Source organism: Anoxybacillus eryuanensis (genome assembly GCF_051200995.1).
GTDB classification, from domain to species: domain Bacteria; phylum Bacillota; class Bacilli; order Bacillales; family Anoxybacillaceae; genus Anoxybacillus; species Anoxybacillus tengchongensis.
Genome location: NZ_JBPODS010000006.1, coordinates 12,409 through 33,768 on the forward strand (window position 1 = coordinate 12,409; position 21,360 = coordinate 33,768).

A 21,360-nucleotide genomic window follows, 5' to 3' on the forward strand; every position below is an offset into this window, starting at 1 on the left:
TTATTTTGCGCCTAATATTTGTTTTGCTTTTTCAACACGTTCTTCTGATGGTGTCGGGATGCCTTCAAGCGGATATGTCAGCCCGAGCGCTTTCCATTTGTACACGCCGAGTTGATGATACGGAAGCACCTCAATTCTTTCGACGTTGCGTAACGTACGAATGAAGTCAGCTAAGCGATGTAAATCTTCTTCATCGTCTGTGACGGTTGGAACGAGCACATGACGAATCCAGACGGGTACGTTTCGCTCAGATAATAAACGAGCAAAAGCTAAAATATGTTCATTTGTTTTTCCTGTTAGTTTCCGATGTTTTTTTTCATCGATATGTTTTAAATCTAGCAAAATTAAATCTGTATATTGAAGCAATTCATCAAGCTTTTGTTGGAACGACGGCTCCGTCGTATAACATCCCCCTGATGAATCAATCGTTGTATGAATGCCAAGTTGCTTACAGCGACGAAAAAGTTCAATTAAAAAATCGATTTGTAAAAGTGGCTCTCCGCCACTTACTGTAATCCCGCCGCCAGATGCTTGCATAAACGGCAAATATGTTTGGGCATCAGCGATGATTTCATCGACGGACATTTGCTTTCCTTTGCCAATTTCCCACGTATCTGCGTTGTGACAATATTGACAACGCAATAAACAGCCTTGGGTGAAAATGACATAACGAATGCCGGGACCATCCACTGTTCCGCACGATTCAATCGAATGAATAAATCCGTTCATATTGTTTTCCTCCTAGGTAGAAAGCTCCCACAATGTGTGGGAGCTTCCATTACATAGTTTCATGGAACGTCCGATTAATGACGTCAATTTGTTGTTCACGTGTTAATTTAATAAAGTTGACCGCATAACCTGATACGCGAATGGTCAGTTGCGGATATTTTTCAGGATGTTCCATCGCGTCAAGTAACGTGTCGCGGTTAAAGACGTTGACGTTTAAGTGATGACCGCGTTTTTGCGCATAGCCATCTAAAATCGCCACAAGGTTTTGAATGCGTGTCGCGTCATCCTTACCGAGCGCTTTTGGTACGATCGAGAACGTGTTCGAAATGCCGTCTAATGCATATTCATACGGTAATTTAGCGACAGAGCTTAATGACGCAAGCGCTCCTTTCGTATCGCGACCATGCAATGGGTTAGCACCAGGTGCGAACGGCTCGCCAGCGCGACGACCATCAGGCGTATTTCCTGTCTTTTTGCCATATACGACATTTGATGTGATCGTTAAAATCGATGTTGTATGCTTCGAATCGCGATACGTTTTATGTTTGCGCAATTTTGTCATAAAGCGCTCAACAATATCGACCGCAATCGCATCGACGCGATCATCGTTGTTGCCGTATTTCGGGAAGTCGCCTTCAATTTCAAAGTCGACAGCTAAGCCATTTTCGTCGCGAATGGTTTTTACTTTTGCATATTTCATTGCGCTAAGTGAGTCAGCAACGACAGAAAGACCAGCAATTCCCGTTGCCATCGTGCGCAAAATGTGCGTATCGTGAAGCGCCATTTCGATTCGTTCATAACAATATTTATCGTGCATGTAATGGATGACGTTTAATGTATTAATATACAACTCTGCTAGCCATTCCATGACGTTATCGAATTTGCGCATCACTTCTTCATAATCTAAGTATTCAGATGTGATTGGCGCAAATTCTGGCCCGATTTGCACTTTTAGCTTTTCGTCAACCCCGCCGTTAATTGCGTACAATAATGCTTTCGCAAGGTTTGCGCGCGCACCGAAAAACTGCATTTGTTTACCTATGCGCATGGCGGATACGCAGCATGCGATGCCGTAGTCGTCACCAAACTCAGGACGCATTAAATCGTCATTTTCATATTGAATGGAGCTTGTTTGAATCGACATTTTTGCACAATATTTTTTAAATGCTTCTGGTAATTTTGTCGACCAAAGAACCGTTAAGTTTGGTTCTGGCGCTGGACCTAAGTTGTCAAGCGTATGCAAGAAACGGAATGAGTTTTTTGTCACAAGTGGACGGCCATCAATAGCGACACCGCCGATCGACTCTGTTACCCACGTTGGGTCACCGCTAAATAACTCATTATATTCTGGTGTTCTTGCGAATTTTACGAGGCGCAATTTCATGACGAAATGGTCAACAAGCTCTTGCGCTTCGCGTTCAGTTAATGTTCCTTCTTGCAAGTCGCGTTCAATATAAATATCTAAAAATGTGGAGACGCGACCTAAGCTCATTGCCGCACCGTTTTGTTCTTTAATCGCAGCAAGATAGGCGAAATACAACCATTGAAAAGCTTCATGTGCGTTGCGCGCTGGTTTGGAAATATCGTAGCCGTAGCTTGCTGCCATTTCTTTTAGTTCTTGCAGGGCGCGAATTTGTTCAGCTAATTCTTCGCGGAGACGAATGATGTCTTCGCTCATTGTGCGCGCACCTGTGTTGCGTAAATCTTTTTTCTTCTCTTCAATGAGGCGATCTACACCATATAACGCTACGCGACGGTAGTCACCGATAATGCGACCGCGTCCATAGGCGTCAGGAAGTCCTGTAATGATTCCTGCTTTGCGTGCGGCTTTCATTTCGTCTGTATATACGTCAAATACGCCTTGGTTATGTGTTTTGCGATATTGCGTAAAAATTTTCTTTACTTCATCGCTTACTTGATATCCATAAGCTTCGCATGCTTGCTCAGCCATGCGAATCCCACCAAATGGCATAAGTGCTCGTTTAAACGGCTCATCTGTTTGAAAACCGACGACTTTTTCAAGTTCTTTATTTAAATAACCAGGTCCATGCGACGTAATCGTCGATACGATTTCCGTATCCATGTTGAGAACGCCGCCTTTTTCGCGTTCTAACTTTGAAAGCTCCATCACTTGTTCCCACAGTTTTTTCGTCGCTTCTGTCGGACCTTGTAAAAATGATTCATCCCCTGTGTAAACGGTTACGTTATTTAAAATAAAATCACGAACGTCAATTTCCCTTTTCCATTTATCACCTTTGAACGTTCTCCATGCGTCCGTCAACGTTTCATTCACAGTAAGTAGCGTCATAATAATCTCCTCCCAATCATCAGAATAAAAGTACCCCCTATATAAAGAATACTACTTTTTTACATGACGAGGAGAAAGAAGGATTGACGAATTTGTGAAACATTGATCAAAAATATTTTCTAAAATAAAGATTTTTCCAAAAATTATTTTTATAAAATTTGTTGCATAAAAACAATAAAGCTGATAATATGTGAAACATAGAGAGCATAACATGTTTATACACAAATATTTATTATTTTACAACAAATAGTAAGGGGGATAAAGTTGATGAAAAAAGGAATGATGGCAACACTTATTTTTATACTTATGTTTGCGCTTGTAGGGTGTGGCAGTTCAACAGAAAAAACAGCAACAACAGAAAAGAAAATTACAGTTGTGACAGACGCGGCGTTTGCTCCATTTGAGTACATGGATAAAGGTGAAATTGTCGGCTTTGATGTCGATTTATTAAAAGCAGTCATGAAGGAAGCAGGATTAGCATATGAATTAAAAAACATCGGCTGGGATCCATTGTTTGCGGCTATTCAAGGAAAAACAGCGGATATGGCCGTTTCAGGTATTACAATTAACGACGACCGAAAACAAACGTATGACTTTTCGATTCCGTATTTTGAATCGACACATATGATTCTCGTGAAAGAAGGAAGTTCGATTAAAAGCGCGAAAGATTTACAAGGAAAAGTTGTCGGTGTTCAAAATGGTACAACGGGACAAGAAGCCGTTGAAAAAATTTTAGGAAAAGAGAATCAAAATATTAAAAAGTTTGAGAATACAGTCGTTGCGATTATGGACTTGTTAAACGGCGGTGTGGAAGCCGTTGTAACAGATAATGCTGTTGCGAACGAATATGTAAAAAATAATCCAGATGCCAAGATTGTAGCATTTGAGGATCCTGAACATTTTGAATCTGAATTTTACGGCTTCATGTTCCCGAAAGGAAGCGAGTTAAAGCAAAAAGTAGACGAAGCGTTGAAAAAGGTAATTGAAAACGGAACGTATACAGAAATTTATAAAAAATGGTTTGGGACAGAACCGAATATTGAATCATTACAACAACAGCAATAACGTCGAAGTAAAAATTGCGTAACTGCAAGCAGTTACGCAATTTTTACAAGAAGAAAGGTGATAGATGATGGATTTTCGTTTCAATATTATTTTGGAATATGCACCGTTTTTCTTCAAAGGAGTACTATGGACAGTCGGTTTATCGTTAGTCGGTATTTTTTTCGGGACGATTCTTGGTTTGGCGATTGGGCTAGGAAAAATGGTTCAAAACCGCCTCGTCCGTTTGCCGTTTGATTGGTACGTTCATTTTTTCCGTGGAACGCCATTATTTGTACAAATTTTACTTATTCATTTTGGCATCATGCCGATGTTTACCGCCCAACCGAACCCGCTCGTATCGGGAGCGATTTCGTTATCTTTAAATGCGGCCGCGTATATTGCTGAGATTTTCCGCGCTGGTATTCAATCGATTGATCGTGGGCAAATGGAAGCGGCACGTTCGCTTGGAATGACGCATGTACAAGCGATGCGTTACATCATTTTACCACAAGCGATCAAGCGCATGATCCCGCCACTTGGTAACGAATTTATCGTCCTTATTAAAGATTCATCGCTTGCGGCAATCATTGCGGCGCCTGAACTGATGTACTGGGGACGAGCGATGCAAGGGCAATATTATCGCGTATGGGAACCGTACTTAACCGTTGCGCTTATTTACTTAGTGCTTACCCTCTCATTAAGCAAGTTGCTACATCGGTTAGAAAGAAGGTATGATGCATGATTCGGGTTACAAATTTAAAAAAATCATACGGATCGCTCCAAGTGTTAAAAGGAATTGATGTGCACATTCATGAAAAAGAAGTGGTTGTTGTCATCGGTCCGTCTGGATCGGGAAAGTCGACGTTTTTACGTTGTTTAAACATGCTTGAAGATTTTGATGAAGGGGATATTGTTGTTGACGGATTTCATTTAAAAGATCCGAAAACAGACTTAAATAAAGTGCGGGAAGAAGTAGGAATGGTGTTTCAACGATTTAATTTATTTCCGCATATGACGGTGCTTGATAATATTACACTTGCTCCGATGAAAGTGCGCAAATGGTCGAAAGAGAAAGCGACCGAAAAAGCGTTACAACTGCTTGCGAAAGTAGGTTTACAAGATAAGGCGCACGTATATCCGGATTCTTTATCAGGCGGACAGGCACAGCGTGTAGCAATCGCTCGTGCGCTTGCGATGGAACCGAAAGTGATGCTATTTGATGAACCGACGTCTGCGCTCGATCCTGAAATGGTCGGGGAAGTGCTTGCGGTAATGAAGCAACTAGCTAAAGAAGGAATGACGATGGTCGTTGTGACGCACGAGATGGGGTTTGCCCGTGAAGTCGGGGACCGCGTTCTCTTTATGGACGGTGGAGTGATCGTAGAGGAAGGAACACCACAACAAATTTTTGATGCGCCACAACATGAGCGAACAAAGTCATTTTTATCGAAAGTGTTATAGAAAAAGGTGTCCCGTTTGCCAGGACACCTTTCTTTTGTTGTATAAAAATTCGAGTTCAGAGAGCTGTCTAGCTCCGATCGCCCTATTTATGCTAACAACTGTTTGTCTAAAGCCACTTCAACTGGAACGTAGTCGTAACCGAGGTCGCGTGCGACAGCTTCGTACGTGATTTCTCCGTTTGCCACGTTCACACCAAGGCGTAACGCCGAGTTGTCTGCGACAGCTTTGTGTACACCTTTGTTCGCAATTTGTAATGCGTATGGCATCGTAACGTTTGTGAGCGCAAGTGTAGATGTGCGTGGAACCGCCCCTGGCATGTTTGCAACTGCGTAGTGAACGACACCGTGTTTCACGTATGTTGGGTTGTCGTGTGTCGTCACATGGTCGCTCGTTTCGACAATGCCCCCCTGGTCGATTGCTACGTCAACGATGACCGAACCTGGCTGCATCGCTTTTACCATTTCTTCTGTCACAAGCTTTGGTGCTTTTGCTCCAGGGATTAATACGGCGCCAATGACAAGGTCAGACTCCGCCACCGCTTGTGCGATGTTCATAGGGTTAGACATCAATGTATTAATTTGGCTTCCGAAAATATCGTCAAGTTCACGCAAACGTTCCGCGCTTAAGTCGATAATTGTCACGTTTGCGCCTAAGCCGATTGCCACTTTTGCAGCGTTTGTTCCGACGACACCGCCGCCAATGATTGTCACTTTTCCACGGCTAACGCCAGGAACACCTGAAAGAAGGATGCCTTTTCCGCCTTTTGTTTTTTCGAGGAATTGTGCACCAATTTGCGCTGCCATACGTCCTGCCACTTCGCTCATCGGTGTTAAAAGTGGCAACGTACGACCAACTTGTACCGTTTCATAAGCGATCGCGATTACGCCTTTTTCTTTGAGGGCGCGCGCTAACTCTGGTTCCGCAGCAAGATGTAAGTATGTGAATAATACTAATCCTGGACGGAAATATTCGTATTCACTTGGTAGAGGTTCTTTGACTTTCATGACCATATCCGCTTGCGCCCAGACGTCTGCAGCACGTTCAACGATTTGCGCTCCTGCCTGAACGTAAGCCTCATTTGTGAAACCGCTTCCAATTCCTGCATCTTTCTCAATTAATACAGTATGTCCATTGCTGACAAATGACATGACGCCAGCAGGTGTAATAGCTACGCGATTTTCGTTATTTTTAATTTCCTTTGGAACACCAATAATCATGTGCTGTTTCCCCTTTCATGTTGTCTTTTTGTATTATCTACAGTATAAATGTTTTTTATCATTTGTTGTTTGTTTAGAAAAGAGAAAGAAAAAACGAGCTTTTGTGGATTTCCACAAAAGCTATGTTGTCCGATATTTGTCTAATTTCATATCGATATATAGTTTTACTTTTTCGCCCATGTTGCTTAAATCGATATTCCCGATTTCACTTATTCGTTTGAGACGATAAGCGAGTGTGTTCGGATGAATGTTCAGCGCTTTTGCTGTTTCGTTCACGTTGCTGTCAAAGTCGAGATATGTTTCAATCGTTTCGACTAAGTTGGTATGGTGCTGTGCATCATATTGTTTCAGCTTTTCGAGTGCTACGTTGTGGAAATCCCCATGTCGTTTTTTTTCAAAAAGTAAATCAAAAAATTGATACATGCCGAGATGCTGATAACCTTGAATATTCGCAAGTTGATGAGGGAAGGCACGTTTCATTTTTAACACCGTTTGCGCTTCCTCGTAGCTTTTTGCAATTTTTGTATAGCACTCGTACACATTTCCGAATGCCCCCATCATAATGTCCACGCGAAATCGCTCTCTCATTTGTGTCATAAATGAACGAAAAAATCGTTCAATGTGTGCTTCTCCATAGACGTCTGAACTTGGAGCAACGAGCACAATTAGTCGTTGGTGATCAATCGTATAAAGTGGGACGGCGAGTTGCTGTGTCGTTTTTAGTAAATAATCAATTTGTCTTTCTACTTGTGTTTGAATATGTTGTTGAAATTGAAAAATACCAACAGAAAAAAACGGATACACATGTACGTTTAATTGATGACATTGTTCAATTACTTCGTGAGGAGATGGAAAATGACCAGTCAATAGTTTCCAAAAAAATTCTTGAATCCGCTCTTCTTTTTTATGTTTGCGAATTTGTAGTTGCAATAACAAATTTTTTGCTGCTTTCGCTGCTTGTTTTAACAAGTCAAACTGTTGCTCCGTCCATGGTTCGTTCATTTCAATTGCCCAAATAAACCCGAGCACCTCTTTATTTCTCCAAATCGAAATGGCGATACGATTGCCGAGCCCTACTTCTGAAATTTCCGCGACACGAACAGGTTCCTCGCTTTGCAGGAGCCTTGGGATCACCCCTTCGCGCCATAAACTATTAATGACGCGTTCTGGCACGCGTCGGTGGATAATGGTCGCTGTACGAGCTGGATCGGTGTAATGCTCATGTCCACTATAAGCAATTAAGCGATGGTTTGCATCTTCAATCGTAATTGGACATTGCAACAACTCGCTCACACGATCTGCAAATTCCTCTAAACTTTCAAAATGAGTGGCAAAAGGATTCATCATATCCACTCCGTTTCTTATGTTGTTTTACGATTATTGTAGCACGTTTTATTGTTGTGCGTTGCATTTGTATGATGGAACGTATTACGATGGAATGGGAGGGATGACGATGAAGCAAGGAGTTATTAGTCTTGGTGAAGCGTTAATTGATTTTATTCCACTTGACGCAACAAATCTTGCGTATCAAAAAAGCCCAGGAGGAGCCCCAGCGAATGTCGCGGTTGGTGTCGCGCGGTTGGGTGCACCATCGACGTTTCTAGGGAAAGTGGGCCGAGATGTACTCGGTGTCTTTTTAAAAGAAACGCTTGATGAATACGGTGTAAATACGACTTGGCTTCAATTTAGTGATGATGTTCGTACAGGTGTCGTTTTTGTAACGCTAGCGGAAAATGGGGAACGAAGCTTTGACTTTTACATTAATCCAAGTGCCGATCGCTTTTTACGCGAAGAAGAAATAGATGAGTCGCTATTTCGTACACATCGCATTCTCCATTTTGGTTCGATCTCATTGATTAGCGAACCAGCACGCAGCGCAACAAAGCGGGCTGTCATGCTAGCTAAAGAAAACGGGATGATTGTTTCATATGATCCGAATTTGCGTCTCGGTTTATGGGAAAGCGAACAACAAGCTCGTCAAATGATTGTATCAATGTTACCAGAAGCGGATGTACTTAAAATTTCTGAAGAGGAATTGACGTTTATTACAGGGGAGAAAGATATACAAAAAGGTGTAGATGCCCTTTCTTCCTACAACATTCCGCTCATTGTCGTCACGCTAGGGGAAAACGGTAGTTATGCGTTTACGAAAGAAGGATCGGTATTTACCCCAGCTCTCAAAATAGAGGCAGTTGATACGACAGGAGCAGGTGACGCTTTTGTTTCCGGTATGTTGTATTGCTTGCATGAAAGAGAAGGCACAATGGATTCTCTATCGCTTGCGGAAGTTGAACAAATGACCCGCTTTGCAAGTGTTTCGGGAGCGCTAGCTGCATCAACAAAAGGAGCAATGACAGCGCTGCCAACACTCAGTGAAGTCGAGCACATCCTACGTGAAGGTTGGTTGAAATAATAGAAATTATGTTAAAACTTTTTCTTGTCAAATGTTCAGTTTTTTTCGTATGATGAAAGAAAAGGGAGTATTCCTTCAAATATGGAAGGCTGCTCCTTTTTCATTCATAAATAAAAGGTGATGAGGCGATGGAGCAAGATAAGCTAAAAAAAGTCGTTGAAGCAGCGAAATTGTATTATTTGCTAGACTACAATCAAAACGACATTGCAAAAAAGCTTGGTGTATCTCGGCCGACGGTGTCGCGTCTACTACAGCAAGCGAAAGAAGAAGGAATTGTAGAAATTAAAATTAACGATCCGGCTGAAGATATTCAACAGTTAGCAAGGCAAATTGAACAAAAGTTCAATATAAAAAAAGCAATTGTTGTATCTGTACCGGAACATCAAGATGGCATTATTAAGAAATATTTAGGGAAAGAAGCGGCAGAATACTTACGTTCGATTGTTAAAGATGGCGATATTATCGGTGTCACATGGGGAACGACGTTATATCACGTCGCATTACAACTGAAACATAAACATGTCAAAGACGTGAAAGTTGTACAATTAAAAGGTGGCGTCAGCTTATCAGAAACGAATACGTTTGCCTCTGATATTTTGCATTTGTTTGGAAGCGCATTCAACGCAACGGTGCATCATTTGCCGCTACCTGCGATCGTTGATCATGTCGTTGTGAAACAAGCGATGGAGGCTGACCGCCACATTCGTAAAATTCTCGACCTAGGACGCCAAGCGAATATTGCTGTCTTTACGATCGGACCAATTAAATCAGAGTCGTTATTGTTTCAACTCGGTTATTTTACAGAGGAAGATTTGCAAACAATTTATTCAAAAGCTGCTGGTGACATTTGTTCACGTTTTTTTGATCAAAATGGAAAACTATGTAGTGAGGAGTTAAATGCGCGCACGCTCGGTATTGAGCTAGAAGAACTGAAAAACAAGGAATACTCGATTGTGATCGCAGGAGGTATTCATAAAGTTGCTGGCATATACGGCGCATTGAAAGGGAAATATGCAAACGTATTAGTGACCGATCAATTTACTGCCGAATGTTTGTTAGAAAAAGAATAAAGAAGCGACAAATGGGGGAAAAGAAGAAAGCCCCCTTTATTTATGCAAAGAAGGAAGAAAGATTTAGTCAAACCATGAATTTTCTTTGACATTTGTTCATGTTAACGTTTACATATGTTCGTTTTCCTGTTATATTGATTACGTAATCAAAATTCAACTTATAGGAGTGTGCAACATGAATATCGTTTGGGGACTTGTTGGTATTGTCGTTGTCCTTGGAATCGCTTTTCTTTCTTCCAACAATCGTAAAGCGATTAATCCGCGAACGATTTTAGGTGGTCTTGCGATTCAAGTCGCTTTTGCGTTTATCGTTTTAAAATGGGAAGCAGGAAAAGCTGCATTACAATGGTTAACAAATGGTGTAACGAGCATTATTAACTATGCGAACGAAGGAATTAACTTTTTGTTCGGTGGCATGTTTGCGGCAAAAGGCATCGGATTTGTGTTTGCGTTCCAAGTGTTGCCCGTTGTTATTTTCTTCTCTGCGCTAATTTCTGTTCTTTACTATATCGGTGTCATGCAATGGGTCATTAAAATGATCGGTGGTCCGCTTGCAAAGTTGCTCGGAACGAGTAAAGCGGAGTCGATGTCAGCAGCAGCGAACATTTTCGTCGGTCAAACAGAAGCACCGCTTGTCATTCGTCCGTATTTATCAAAAATGACACAATCTGAACTGTTTGCGGTCATGACAGGAGGATTGGCATCTGTTGCTGGTTCTGTTCTTGTTGGTTACTCGCTTTTAGGTGTCCCGCTTGAATATTTACTTGCGGCAAGTTTCATGGCAGCGCCAGCAGGATTAGTCATGGCGAAAATGATTGTGCCAGAAACAGAGCCGATTAAAGAAGATGAACATTTTGAAATGGAAAAAGACGAAGAATCAACAAACGTCATCGACGCGGCTGCGCGCGGAGCAAGTGATGGCTTAAAGTTAGCATTAAATATCGGTGCAATGTTGTTAGCGTTTATCGCCCTTATTGCGTTAATTAACGGATTGCTTAGCGGCATCGGCAGTTTGTTTAACTATGATGGTTTAACGCTTCAAAAGATTTTAGGATTCTTGTTTGCTCCTATTGCGTTTGCGATCGGTGTACCTTGGTCTGAAGCGGTGACAGCTGGTGGATTTATCGGTCAAAAATTAATTTTAAACGAGTTTGTTGCGTATTCATCGTTTGCGCCACAAATTCCAGACTTATCAGCAAAAACGGTAGCGATTGTTAGCTTTGCGCTATGTGGATTTGCTAATATTTCTTCGATGGGTATTTTGCTTGGTGGGTTAGGAAGCTTAGCGCCAAATCGTCGCAGCGACATTGCGCGCATGGGTTTAAAAGCCGTTCTCGCTGGTATGCTTGCGTCATTGTTAAGCGCATCCATTGCAGGAATGTTTATTTAACCACGAAGCGCCTCGTACGCTTCAATCACATCAAATTTTAAGGAGGAATGCATGATGAACATTGCTAGCATGATTGATCATACGTTATTAAAGCCAGAAACAACGAAAGCACAAATTGAAAAGTTAGTGGAAGAGGCGAAAAAGTACGAATTTGCATCCGTATGCGTCAATCCAACATGGGTGAAATTTGCGGCTGAACGTTTGCAAGGAACGAAAGTAAAAGTATGTACAGTCATTGGCTTCCCGTTAGGAGCGACAACACCAGAAGTAAAAGCGTTTGAAACAAAACAAGCAATTGAAAACGGCGCACAAGAAGTCGATATGGTTATCAATATTGGTGCGTTAAAAGATGGCGATGATGAGCTTGTCGAGCGTGACATTCGTGCTGTTGTTGATGCAGCAAAGGGGAAAGCATTAACAAAGGTCATCATTGAAACAGCATTGTTAACAGATGAAGAAAAAGTGCGCGCATGCGAAATCGCTGTTCGTGCTGGTGCTGATTTTGTTAAAACATCGACCGGATTTGCAAGCGGTGGGGCAACGGTCGAAGATGTCGCATTAATGCGCAAAACAGTTGGTCCAAACGTTGGTGTAAAAGCATCTGGTGGTGTACGTAGTGCAGCGGATGCAAAAGCGATGGTTGAAGCAGGAGCAAACCGCATTGGTACAAGCTCTGGACCAGCAATTATGGACGGCACAACGTCAAACGAAGCATATTAATGGAGGCAGCCACATATGAAAGAAGTATTACTTAGTTTACTTGCAGGGCTTGTCGTTGGGATTTTATTTAAGTTTTTACGTTTGCCGTTGCCAGCTCCGCCTGTATTAGCAGGAATGATGGGGGTATTTGGCGTATATTTAGGTGGCGTTGTTGCAGATTGGTTAATGAAGACGTTTTTTAATTAAACAGCCCAAGAAGGGATGATCAACAATGAATGAACAACAGTTAATTGAAGCGGCAAAACAAGCGAGAGAGCGGGCGTACGTTCCGTATTCAAAATTTAAAGTGGGGGCAGCTTTGTTAACGAAAGATGGAAAAGTGTATGGTGGCTGTAACATTGAAAACGCCTCATACGGTTTATGCAACTGTGCGGAGCGTACCGCTTTATTTAAAGCATACTCGGAAGGCGACCATGAGTATGCGATGTTAGCTGTCGTTGCGGATACGGAGCGACCAGTCCCGCCATGTGGTGCATGCCGTCAAGTCATTGTTGAATTGTGTGATCCGGATATGCCCGTCATTTTAGCGAATATGAAGGGCGATGTGCAAGAAACGACAGTGAAAGAACTTCTCCCTGGAGCTTTTTCAAAAGAAGATTTGCGATAAGCGTCGGTTTTTCCCGACGCTTTTTGCATTGATACATAACAAAAAAGGAAATATAATCATGAGGAAGACGATTTGACAGATGACAACGGAGGGATGACATGAGTAAAGACATATCAAGAAACAAATTGCTTTGGATTGCAGGACTTGGTTGGCTATTTGACGCGATGGATGTCGGCATGCTTTCGTTTATTATGGCCGCCTTGCAAAAGGAATGGAATTTGACAGCTGAGCAAATGGGTTGGATCGGAAGTGTGAACTCGATTGGCATGGCGGTCGGTGCCCTCGTTTTCGGATTGTTAGCTGACCGCATCGGGCGAAAACAAGTGTTCATTATTACGCTTTTATTATTTTCGATCGGTAGCGGTTTATCTGCCCTTGCCACAACGTTAACGGTCTTTTTAATTTTACGCTTTTTTATTGGCATGGGGCTTGGAGGAGAACTTCCGGTTGCATCGACGCTCGTATCGGAAAGCGTGCCTGCACATGAGCGCGGAAAAGTGGTTGTTTTATTGGAAAGCTTTTGGGCAGGCGGTTGGTTAATAGCAGCGCTCATTTCATTTTTCATTATTCCATCGTATGGATGGCAAATGGCGCTCATTTTAGGAGCTGTACCTGCGTTATATGCGATTTATTTACGCATGAACTTACCAGATTCACAAAAGTTTATCGCGACAAAAATAGAGCGTCGTTCCGTTTGGCGAAATATTGCGGACGTTTGGGCAAAACCGTATGCAAAACAAACGACAATGCTTTGGATTTTATGGTTTGCGGTCGTCTTTTCCTATTACGGCATGTTTTTATGGTTGCCGAGCGTCATGGTCATGAAAGGATTTAGTTTAATTAAAAGCTTTGAATACGTACTTATTATGACGTTAGCACAATTGCCAGGGTATTTTAGCGTGGCATGGTTAATTGAACGCATCGGGCGAAAAGCGGTACTTGTTATATATTTAATCGGGACAGCGTTGAGTGCTTATTTCTTCGGAAATGCCGAGACAGCTACCGCATTAATGACATTTGGCGCATTGTTATCGTTTTTCAATCTCGGTGCTTGGGGAGCGCTTTACGCATACACACCAGAGCAATATCCAACGGTTATTCGAGCAACAGGGGCAGGGATGGCCGCTTCATTCGGACGCATCGGCGGTATTTTAGGCCCGCTTCTTGTTGGCTATCTCGTTGCACAAAACGTGTCGATCACGATGATTTTTGCGATGTTTTGTATCGCCATTTTCATCGGCGCGCTTGCTGTCTTTTTCCTAGGAAAAGAAACGAAACAACAAGAACTCGCATAATCATAAGAAAAGAAGCTATAATGGTATCATTGTAGCTTCTTTTTTTGAAAGGAGATATTTCATTTGGGTGTTTCTGTAGTCATTGCGACATATAACCGATTACTACCTTTAGCAGAATTACTAGAATCATTAAGCAAGCAAACGTATAAACCAACACAAGTCATTATTGTCAACGATGGGGGTTCATCCGTACAAGCCGCGGTTGATGCGTATCCTGAGCTTCCTATTGAGCTCATCCAATTGCATGAAAATGTCGGGCATGTTGAGGCGCGGAATATCGGTGTGCGTGCGGTGACAGAAGATTTTATTATGCTTTGCGATGATGACGATTTACTATTGCCGTGCCATATCGAGCGAATGATTGCGAATATGAATGATGCGGATTTTGTATATGCGGACGTAGAAATTTTCCATTATCGTATTGAAAACGGAATGCGCATACCGACAGATCGTTTTTTATTTGCATATGAATGTGATTTACAAGCGATGCGTTCATTTTCAACGTATGTCCCTTCAGGTAGCATGTATCGGCGCGTGATTCATGATATAATTGGTTATTTTGATCCGTACGTTCATAACTATTGGGATTGGGATTTCTTTTTACGTGTTGCAAAACAATTTCGCATCAAACGCGTACCGATAGCGAGCGTCCTTTATGCTTTTTCAAATGAAGGCGATCATTTATCGAAACAAATGAACGAAAAGAGACAAATGTATTTAAACCGATTAAGTGAAAAACATGAGCTTGGCGATTTACCGACGAAAAACTTTTGGCTTCTTCTATCGGAGCCGGAAGTGCAAAAACGGAAAGCAAAAAGTGAAATCATATGGAACGGTGAACCGTTTCGTTCACGGCTCGCTCATTTCGTTCGTTGTTAGGAGGAAACAAGATGTATAGGTGGAGCTTCCAGCAATTATTCATTTTGCTTTTGTTTTCCCCGCTCCTTGTTCGACATGTGTTCCATGGGCGAATCGTATTATTTTTATCGTTTGTTTGTTTCGCTTTCGGGACGGTCGCATTTGCAGAATATATGGTGAAGAAAAAAAGGAAACAAAAGTGGCTTTTTGCCGTTGCATTATTACTTAATGTACTTATTTTGCTTTGTTTTATCTTTATACAATGAGGGAGCAGAGTCTTTGCGAAGGCTCTGTTTTTTATTGACGAAAAAGGAATAAAAGAAGTGTGTGTCGAAAAACTAAGACGGTTCGATAGTTTCTACTTGACAAATAAACATTCCTATATGATAATTTATATCGAATTGTAATTGTTATAATTTAATTTCGCTTTCAGTCATATTTTTCGTATGACTGTAGCATACTACTAACATGCAAAAAAAATGAAGCAGGAGGATGATTCACAATGCCATTAGTAGGAAAACAAGTACAACCATTTAAGGCGATGGCGTTTCATAACGGAGATTTCATCGAGGTGACAGAAGAAAACTTAAAAGGAAAATGGAGCGTTGTTTGCTTCTATCCAGCGGACTTTACATTCGTTTGCCCAACTGAGTTAGAGGATTTACAAAACGAATATCCAAAGTTAAAGGAACTTGGTGTTGAAGTATACTCTGTTTCAACAGATACACATTTCACACATAAAGCATGGCACGACCATTCACCAGCAATCAGCAAAATCGAGTATGTAATGGTTGGTGACCCTTCACAAAAATTATCGCGCATGTTTGAAGTGCTTGATGAAGAAACAGGTCTTGCACAACGTGGTACGTTCATCATCGATCCAGATGGTGTCATTCAAGCAGTTGAAATTAACGCTGACGGCATTGGTCGCGATGCAAGCACAATCGTAAACAAAATTAAAGCAGCACAATACGTGCGCAACAATCCTGGTGAAGTATGCCCAGCAAAATGGCAAGAAGGCGGCGAAACGCTTAAGCCAAGCCTTGACCTTGTAGGTAAAATTTAAGGAGGCTTATGTAAATGATATTGGATGCGGAAATTAAAGCACAGCTCGCCCAATATCTACAGTTGATGGAAAATGACATTGTGTTAAAAGTAAGCGCGGGAGACGATGAAGTTTCCCGCGATATGCTTGCTTTAGTCGATGAACTCACCACAATGTCATCGAAAATCAAAGTAGAAAAAACAACGCTAGAGAGAACGCCAAGTTTTAGCGTTAATCGTGTTGATGAAGACACAGGCGTTGTATTTGCGGGCGTGCCTTTAGGACATGAATTTACTTCTCTTGTGCTTGCATTGCTTCAAGTGAGTGGAAGACCGCCAAAAGTAGATGAAGCGGTCATTGAACAAATCAAACATTTAAAAGGGACGTATCGCTTTGAAACATACGTCAGCTTAACGTGCCATAATTGTCCGGATGTCGTGCAAGCATTAAACGTTATGAGCGTATTAAATCCGAACGTCTCCCATACGATGATTGATGGGGCAGCATTTAAGGAAGAAGTTGAACAAAAAGACGTAATGGCGGTGCCAACTATCTTTTTAAATGGCGAACCGTTCGCAAGCGGTCGGATGTCGCTTGAGGAAATTCTTGCGAAGTTAGGAAGTACGCCGGATGCTTCGGTCTTTGCGGACAAAGACCCGTTTGATGTGCTTGTCATCGGTGGAGGTCCTGCTGGTGCGACAGCGGCGATTTATGCGGCGCGTAAAGGTATTCGTACAGGAATTGTTGCAGAACGCTTTGGCGGTCAAATTTTAGATACGTTAGGCATTGAAAACTTCATTAGTGTGAAATATACAGAAGGTCCGAAGCTTGCCGCAAGCCTTGAGGAACATGTGAAACATTATAACGTCGACATTATGAACTTACAACGTGCCAAACGGTTAGAAAAGAAAGACCTTATTGAAGTAGAACTTGAAAACGGGGCTGTTTTAAAAAGTAAGGCGGTCATTATCGCTACAGGTGCACGTTGGCGTAATCTCGGCGTTCCGGGTGAAGCGGAGTTTAAAAATAAAGGAGTCGCTTACTGCCCACATTGTGACGGTCCGTTATTTGAAGGAAAAGATGTCGCAGTCATCGGCGGAGGTAACTCTGGCGTTGAAGCCGCGATTGATCTTGCCGGCATTGCTAAGCATGTGACGGTTCTTGAATTTGCACCAGAATTAAAAGCGGACGCAGTGTTGCAAGATCGTTTGTACAGCTTACCGAACGTCACGGTCATTAAACATGCACAAACAAAAGAAATTACAGGTACAGACAAAGTGAATGGCCTCACATATATTGATCGCGCAACAGGCGAAGAGCGCCATATTGAACTTCAAGGTGTATTCGTTCAAATCGGGCTTGTGCCGAATACAGAATGGTTAGAAGGAACGGTAGAACGCAATCGCTTTGGCGAAATTATCGTCGATAAGCGCGGTGCGACAAACGTTCCTGGCGTCTTCGCTGCTGGCGATTGTACAGATAGCGCATATAAACAGATTATCATTTCCATGGGCTCAGGCGCAACAGCTTCTTTAGGGGCGTTTGACTACTTAATTCGAAATTAACATAACCCCTTAACTCGCTTTACTTTATGATAGTAAAGCGAGTTTTGTTTTTCCCTCCCCCTTGACTCTCCTATTTTAGTTTGATACAATATCAACCAAATGAAATACAGGTGCAACGATGAAAGATGGATAGTAGCTAAGTTTGTTCTTTTGTAGCGAGCTAGGGATGGTGGAAGCCTAGCAAAGACACTTAGTGAAACGGCAGTCTGGAGTTGCTTCACGCAAAAGTGGATGCGCTATGCATCAACTAGGGTGGAACCGCGGGAGTTACGCTCTCGTCCCTAGGCGAAAGGCCTAAGGATGAGAGCGTTTTTTGTTTACATTTGACAAAAGGAGGATGAAAGATGTCGGTAACGATGGATCAAATTGTAGCACATGCGAAGCATCGTGGTTTTGTTTTTCCTGGCTCAGAAATTTACGGCGGATTAGCGAATACGTGGGATTACGGTCCATTAGGGACAGAGTTGAAAAACAACATTAAACGTGCATGGTGGAAAAAGTTCGTTCAACAATCGCCGTATAACGTCGGTTTAGATGCGGCGATTTTAATGAACCCACGCACGTGGGAAGCGTCAGGTCATTTAGGAAACTTTAATGATCCGATGATTGACTGTAAGCAATGTAAAGCGCGTCATCGGGCGGATAAGTTAATTGAAAGCGCGCTTGAAGCAAAAGGCATTGAAATGGTTGTCGATGGGCTTCCGTTTGAAAAAATGGAGCAGCTCATTCAAGAGCACGACATTGCGTGTCCGGATTGCGGAAGTCGCGACTTTACGAACATTCGTCAATTTAACTTAATGTTTAAAACGTTCCAAGGTGTGACGGAGTCGAGCGCAAACGAAATTTATCTTCGTCCTGAAACGGCACAAGGCATTTTCGTCAACTTTAAGAACGTGCAACGGACGATGCGTAAAAAATTGCCGTTTGGTATTGCGCAAATTGGAAAAAGTTTTCGTAACGAAATTACGCCAGGAAACTTTACGTTCCGCACACGCGAATTTGAACAAATGGAGCTTGAATTTTTCTGCAGACCAGGAGAAGAGTTGCAGTGGTTTAGTTATTGGAAACAGTATTGCGAACAATGGCTTTTATCGCTTGGTATGAAGCGAGAAAACATTCGTTTGCGCGATCATTCCGAAGACGAACTGTCTCACTACAGCAACGCGACAACAGATATTGAATATAAATTCCCATTCGGTTGGGGCGAGCTATGGGGCATTGCATCACGTACCGATTACGATTTACGTCGCCATATGGAATATTCAGGAGAAGATTTTCACTACCTCGATCAAGAAACGAATGAACGTTTCATTCCGTACTGCATTGAACCTTCACTCGGTGCAGATCGCGTGACGCTCGCATTTATGATTGATGCGTACGAAGAAGAGCAACTGGCAGACGGCACGACGCGCACTGTGATGCATCTTCATCCAGCATTAGCGCCATATAAGGCAGCTGTATTACCGTTATCGAAAAAGTTATCAGAAGGTGCACGTGCGATCTTTGAACAACTTTCACAACACTTTATGGTTGATTACGATGAGTCTGGATCAATCGGTAAACGTTATCGCCGCCAAGATGAAATTGGAACACCGTTCTGTATTACGTATGACTTCGATTCAGAGCAGGATGGCATGGTAACCGTGCGCGACCGCGATACGATGGAGCAAACGCGCATTCCAATTGCGGAATTAAAAAACTTCTTAGAAGAAAAAATTCAGTTTTAAATGAAAACAGGCTATCCTATGTAGTAGGGTAGCCTTTGTATTAGAAAGGAGTGAGAAGATGAGCATATTGAAAAATGATTGGGCTCCTTTATTAGAAGAGGAGTTTCAAAAACCGTATTATTTGAAGTTGCGCCAGTTTTTAAAAGAAGAATATCGTACAAAAACAATTTATCCCGATATGCACGACATTTTTAATGCCCTTCATTATACTTCATATGCAGATGTCAAAGTCGTCATTTTAGGACAAGACCCATATCACGGACCAAATCAAGCGCACGGATTAAGTTTTTCCGTAAAACCAGGTGTTGCTTTGCCGCCATCGTTATTAAACATTTTTAAAGAGTTACAAGATGATCTTGGTTGCTATATTCCAAACAACGGTTATTTATTAAAATGGGCAGAGCAAGGGGTGTTATTGTTAAATACGGTATTAACAGTGCGACGTGGAGAAGCAAATTCGCATAAAGGAAAAGGATGGGAACATTTTACGGACCGCGTCATTCAACTTGTAAATGAAAAGGATGAACCTGTTGTCTTTATTTTATGGGGGCGTCATGCCCAAGCAAAAAAAACGCTCATTACGAATGAACATCATTACATGATTGAAGCGCCACATCCAAGTCCATTTTCCGCAGCACGAGGTTTTTTCGGCAGCCGTCCGTTTTCAAAAACAAACGCTTTTTTACAACAGACAGGGAGAGAGCCGATTGACTGGCAAATCGAAAACATTTAATACGCGTGTCAATTGTTATGAATGCAAACATTTTTATGTCACATGGGATGCGCAATTGCCGCGTGGCTGTCGTGCATTCGGTTTTAAAAGCGCAATGTTGCCGTCTATTGTCGTTAAACAATCATCAGGTACACCTTGCATGAAGTTTGTAAAAAAAGAACATAAGGGGAGAAACGGATGAGTTCGTCGCGCTCTATCGTCGTTTCCGTCGTCGCGATGATCGTCGCTATTATCGCAGGAACGGTAGGGTTTATGTTTTCTGAACAATTAACGTTTTTTGATGCGCTTTGGTTGACGGTTGTTACGATTTTGACGGTCGGCTATGGTGATACAGTTCCACAAACGTTTTATGGGAAGATGTTTGCACTGATCATTATTCCCGTCGGTATTAGTATCGTGACATATGCAACAGGGGCGGTTGTTTCGATGATGATGGAAGGGGAATTTTCGAAAACGGTGCGGAGGCGAAAAATGAAAAAGAAAATTGAAGCGATGACGAACCATATTATTGTATGCGGGTTTGGACGTGTTGGCGAACAAGTTGTGCGCGAGCTTATCAAAAATGGGACATCTGTCGTTGTCATCGAACGGAATGTAGATTGGCTTGAAGAAATGGGCGATCCCATTCCGTATGTTGAGGGGGATGCGACAGCAGATGACGTGTTAATTGCCGCAGGCATTGAGCGTGCGTCGGGATTAGTTGCTGCATTGCCTTCTGATGCAGATAACGTCTTCATCTCTTTAACTGCAAAAGGACTGAATCCTAGCATTCAAGTTGTTGCGCGTGCCGAGCGAACGGAATCGGAAGAAAAATTGCGTCGTGCTGGTGCGGATAAAGTCATAAACCCTGCTTTTTTGAGCGGTCGGCGCATGGCGATGACGATGTTAAAGCCGGTGAGTGTCGATTATGTCGATACGATTTTCCACGACCATGCTGAACAATATGCGATTGAAGAAATTACGATTGAATCGCACTCTTCATTTGTCGGGACATCTGTTCGTGATCAAGCGGTGCGCACGCGCTTTGGCGTGACAATTATTGCCATTCAACGTCAAAATGATATTATTGGAAACCCGATGCCGGAAGAGCGATTTTGCGTTGGAGATGTCATCATTGTATTCGGTGCGAAACGAGCATTAGATGCGTTTGAACAGGAGGTAAATAAAAAGTAAGCAGC

The 21,360-nt window shown here is 42.3% G+C and carries 22 protein-coding genes; 18 read left to right on the forward strand and 4 right to left on the reverse strand.

Annotated features, from left to right (window positions below; all coding sequences use genetic code 11):
• Together pflA and pflB are read right to left on the reverse strand one after the other, a co-directional pair.
• Entirely contained in the window at window positions 1-729 is a 729-nt protein-coding gene (gene pflA / locus HNQ84_RS07890) for a pyruvate formate-lyase-activating protein (RefSeq protein WP_435621759.1), read from the reverse strand.
• Window positions 730-778: 49 nt separating this feature from the next.
• On the reverse strand, window positions 779-3,037 hold the full coding sequence (pflB, locus tag HNQ84_RS07895) for a formate C-acetyltransferase (RefSeq protein ID WP_435621760.1): 2,259 nt from the start codon (window positions 3,035-3,037) through the stop codon (window positions 779-781).
• A gap of 267 nt (window positions 3,038-3,304) precedes the next feature.
• On the opposite strand from pflB, the gene HNQ84_RS07900 reads away from it, so the two are divergent.
• The 3 genes from HNQ84_RS07900 (at window position 3,305) to HNQ84_RS07910 (ending at window position 5,542) form a co-directional block, all read left to right on the forward strand.
• Window positions 3,305-4,102 (forward strand): basic amino acid ABC transporter substrate-binding protein, encoded by a 798-nt coding sequence (locus HNQ84_RS07900; RefSeq protein WP_183242602.1) that lies wholly within the window; start codon window positions 3,305-3,307, stop codon window positions 4,100-4,102.
• 67 nt (window positions 4,103-4,169) lie between these two features.
• The gene (locus tag HNQ84_RS07905) at window positions 4,170-4,823 is read left to right on the forward strand and encodes an amino acid ABC transporter permease (protein WP_435621761.1); all 654 of its coding nucleotides are present in this window, start codon (window positions 4,170-4,172) and stop codon (window positions 4,821-4,823) included.
• On the forward strand, window positions 4,820-5,542 hold the full coding sequence (locus HNQ84_RS07910; RefSeq protein WP_435621762.1) for an amino acid ABC transporter ATP-binding protein: 723 nt from the start codon (window positions 4,820-4,822) through the stop codon (window positions 5,540-5,542). Before HNQ84_RS07905 ends, HNQ84_RS07910 begins: the two co-directional genes overlap by 4 nt.
• Before the next feature lie 86 nt (window positions 5,543-5,628).
• Here HNQ84_RS07910 and ald read toward each other — a convergent pair whose 3' ends face one another.
• Together ald and HNQ84_RS07920 are read right to left on the reverse strand one after the other, a co-directional pair.
• The gene (gene ald / locus HNQ84_RS07915; RefSeq protein WP_435621763.1) at window positions 5,629-6,759 is read right to left on the reverse strand and encodes an alanine dehydrogenase; all 1,131 of its coding nucleotides are present in this window, start codon (window positions 6,757-6,759) and stop codon (window positions 5,629-5,631) included.
• Window positions 6,760-6,879: 120 nt separating this feature from the next.
• Window positions 6,880-8,103, reverse strand: coding sequence for a helix-turn-helix domain-containing protein (locus HNQ84_RS07920; protein ID WP_435621764.1), 1,224 nt, complete (start codon window positions 8,101-8,103; stop codon window positions 6,880-6,882).
• A 103-nt stretch (window positions 8,104-8,206) separates the two neighbouring features.
• Between HNQ84_RS07920 and HNQ84_RS07925 the strand changes: the two genes are divergently transcribed.
• The 15 genes from HNQ84_RS07925 (at window position 8,207) to HNQ84_RS07995 (ending at window position 21,355) form a co-directional block, all read left to right on the forward strand.
• Entirely contained in the window at window positions 8,207-9,172 is a 966-nt protein-coding gene (locus HNQ84_RS07925; protein ID WP_435621765.1) for a carbohydrate kinase family protein, read from the forward strand.
• Between the two features lie 128 nt (window positions 9,173-9,300).
• Entirely contained in the window at window positions 9,301-10,242 is a 942-nt protein-coding gene (deoR, locus tag HNQ84_RS07930) for a DNA-binding transcriptional repressor DeoR (protein WP_435621766.1), read from the forward strand.
• A gap of 175 nt (window positions 10,243-10,417) precedes the next feature.
• Window positions 10,418-11,632: a NupC/NupG family nucleoside CNT transporter gene (locus HNQ84_RS07935; RefSeq protein WP_055440829.1), complete on the forward strand. Its 1,215-nt coding sequence runs from the start codon at window positions 10,418-10,420 to the stop codon at window positions 11,630-11,632.
• Window positions 11,633-11,686: 54 nt separating this feature from the next.
• A complete protein-coding gene (gene deoC, locus HNQ84_RS07940; protein ID WP_183247690.1) occupies window positions 11,687-12,352 on the forward strand; it encodes a deoxyribose-phosphate aldolase in 666 nt (221 codons plus the stop codon).
• Between the two features lie 15 nt (window positions 12,353-12,367).
• On the forward strand, window positions 12,368-12,538 hold the full coding sequence (locus HNQ84_RS07945) for a XapX domain-containing protein (RefSeq protein WP_003397112.1): 171 nt from the start codon (window positions 12,368-12,370) through the stop codon (window positions 12,536-12,538).
• Window positions 12,539-12,563: 25 nt separating this feature from the next.
• Window positions 12,564-12,959 (forward strand): cytidine deaminase, encoded by a 396-nt coding sequence (locus tag HNQ84_RS07950; protein WP_183247688.1) that lies wholly within the window; start codon window positions 12,564-12,566, stop codon window positions 12,957-12,959.
• A 98-nt stretch (window positions 12,960-13,057) separates the two neighbouring features.
• Window positions 13,058-14,254 (forward strand): MFS transporter, encoded by a 1,197-nt coding sequence (locus tag HNQ84_RS07955; RefSeq protein WP_183247686.1) that lies wholly within the window; start codon window positions 13,058-13,060, stop codon window positions 14,252-14,254.
• Window positions 14,255-14,317: 63 nt separating this feature from the next.
• Window positions 14,318-15,133: a glycosyltransferase family 2 protein gene (locus HNQ84_RS07960; RefSeq protein WP_183247684.1), complete on the forward strand. Its 816-nt coding sequence runs from the start codon at window positions 14,318-14,320 to the stop codon at window positions 15,131-15,133.
• Between the two features lie 11 nt (window positions 15,134-15,144).
• On the forward strand, window positions 15,145-15,378 hold the full coding sequence (locus HNQ84_RS07965) for a hypothetical protein (RefSeq protein WP_032101604.1): 234 nt from the start codon (window positions 15,145-15,147) through the stop codon (window positions 15,376-15,378).
• 236 nt (window positions 15,379-15,614) lie between these two features.
• Window positions 15,615-16,178: an alkyl hydroperoxide reductase subunit C gene (gene ahpC / locus HNQ84_RS07970; RefSeq protein ID WP_032101603.1), complete on the forward strand. Its 564-nt coding sequence runs from the start codon at window positions 15,615-15,617 to the stop codon at window positions 16,176-16,178.
• Between the two features lie 14 nt (window positions 16,179-16,192).
• Window positions 16,193-17,722 (forward strand): alkyl hydroperoxide reductase subunit F, encoded by a 1,530-nt coding sequence (gene ahpF / locus HNQ84_RS07975; RefSeq protein WP_183247682.1) that lies wholly within the window; start codon window positions 16,193-16,195, stop codon window positions 17,720-17,722.
• A 344-nt stretch (window positions 17,723-18,066) separates the two neighbouring features.
• Entirely contained in the window at window positions 18,067-19,449 is a 1,383-nt protein-coding gene (locus HNQ84_RS07980) for a glycine--tRNA ligase (RefSeq protein WP_183247680.1), read from the forward strand.
• A gap of 58 nt (window positions 19,450-19,507) precedes the next feature.
• Window positions 19,508-20,182: a uracil-DNA glycosylase gene (locus tag HNQ84_RS07985; protein WP_183247678.1), complete on the forward strand. Its 675-nt coding sequence runs from the start codon at window positions 19,508-19,510 to the stop codon at window positions 20,180-20,182.
• A complete protein-coding gene (locus HNQ84_RS07990; RefSeq protein WP_183247675.1) occupies window positions 20,157-20,363 on the forward strand; it encodes a uracil-DNA glycosylase in 207 nt (68 codons plus the stop codon). Before HNQ84_RS07985 ends, HNQ84_RS07990 begins: the two co-directional genes overlap by 26 nt.
• Window positions 20,360-21,355 carry a potassium channel family protein gene (locus tag HNQ84_RS07995; protein WP_183247673.1) on the forward strand — a complete coding sequence of 332 codons (996 nt, stop codon included), beginning with the start codon at window positions 20,360-20,362 and terminating at the stop codon, window positions 21,353-21,355. The genes HNQ84_RS07990 and HNQ84_RS07995 overlap by 4 nt, the downstream gene beginning before the upstream one ends.
• Window positions 21,356-21,360 lie beyond the last annotated feature (5 nt).

Bases quoted from the DNA above. Each gene is read 5' to 3' on its own strand.
- HNQ84_RS07965 (WP_032101604.1), top strand. From the start codon at position 15,145: ATGTATAGGTGGAGCTTCCAGCAATTATTCATTTTGCTTTTGTTTTCC.
- HNQ84_RS07900 (WP_183242602.1), top strand. From the start codon at position 3,305: ATGAAAAAAGGAATGATGGCAACACTTATTTTTATACTTATGTTTGCG.
- deoC (WP_183247690.1), top strand. From the start codon at position 11,687: ATGAACATTGCTAGCATGATTGATCATACGTTATTAAAGCCAGAAACA.
- ahpC (WP_032101603.1), top strand. From the start codon at position 15,615: ATGCCATTAGTAGGAAAACAAGTACAACCATTTAAGGCGATGGCGTTT.
- HNQ84_RS07985 (WP_183247678.1), top strand. From the start codon at position 19,508: ATGAGCATATTGAAAAATGATTGGGCTCCTTTATTAGAAGAGGAGTTT.
- pflA (WP_435621759.1), bottom strand. From the start codon at position 729: ATGAACGGATTTATTCATTCGATTGAATCGTGCGGAACAGTGGATGGT.
- HNQ84_RS07980 (WP_183247680.1), top strand. From the start codon at position 18,067: ATGTCGGTAACGATGGATCAAATTGTAGCACATGCGAAGCATCGTGGT.
- ahpF (WP_183247682.1), top strand. From the start codon at position 16,193: ATGATATTGGATGCGGAAATTAAAGCACAGCTCGCCCAATATCTACAG.
- pflB (WP_435621760.1), bottom strand. From the start codon at position 3,037: ATGACGCTACTTACTGTGAATGAAACGTTGACGGACGCATGGAGAACG.
- HNQ84_RS07955 (WP_183247686.1), top strand. From the start codon at position 13,058: ATGAGTAAAGACATATCAAGAAACAAATTGCTTTGGATTGCAGGACTT.
- HNQ84_RS07910 (WP_435621762.1), top strand. From the start codon at position 4,820: ATGATTCGGGTTACAAATTTAAAAAAATCATACGGATCGCTCCAAGTG.
- HNQ84_RS07905 (WP_435621761.1), top strand. From the start codon at position 4,170: ATGGATTTTCGTTTCAATATTATTTTGGAATATGCACCGTTTTTCTTC.
- HNQ84_RS07950 (WP_183247688.1), top strand. From the start codon at position 12,564: ATGAATGAACAACAGTTAATTGAAGCGGCAAAACAAGCGAGAGAGCGG.
- deoR (WP_435621766.1), top strand. From the start codon at position 9,301: ATGGAGCAAGATAAGCTAAAAAAAGTCGTTGAAGCAGCGAAATTGTAT.
- HNQ84_RS07995 (WP_183247673.1), top strand. From the start codon at position 20,360: ATGAGTTCGTCGCGCTCTATCGTCGTTTCCGTCGTCGCGATGATCGTC.
- ald (WP_435621763.1), bottom strand. From the start codon at position 6,759: ATGATTATTGGTGTTCCAAAGGAAATTAAAAATAACGAAAATCGCGTA.
- HNQ84_RS07925 (WP_435621765.1), top strand. From the start codon at position 8,207: ATGACGATGAAGCAAGGAGTTATTAGTCTTGGTGAAGCGTTAATTGAT.
- HNQ84_RS07920 (WP_435621764.1), bottom strand. From the start codon at position 8,103: ATGAATCCTTTTGCCACTCATTTTGAAAGTTTAGAGGAATTTGCAGAT.
- HNQ84_RS07935 (WP_055440829.1), top strand. From the start codon at position 10,418: ATGAATATCGTTTGGGGACTTGTTGGTATTGTCGTTGTCCTTGGAATC.
- HNQ84_RS07945 (WP_003397112.1), top strand. From the start codon at position 12,368: ATGAAAGAAGTATTACTTAGTTTACTTGCAGGGCTTGTCGTTGGGATT.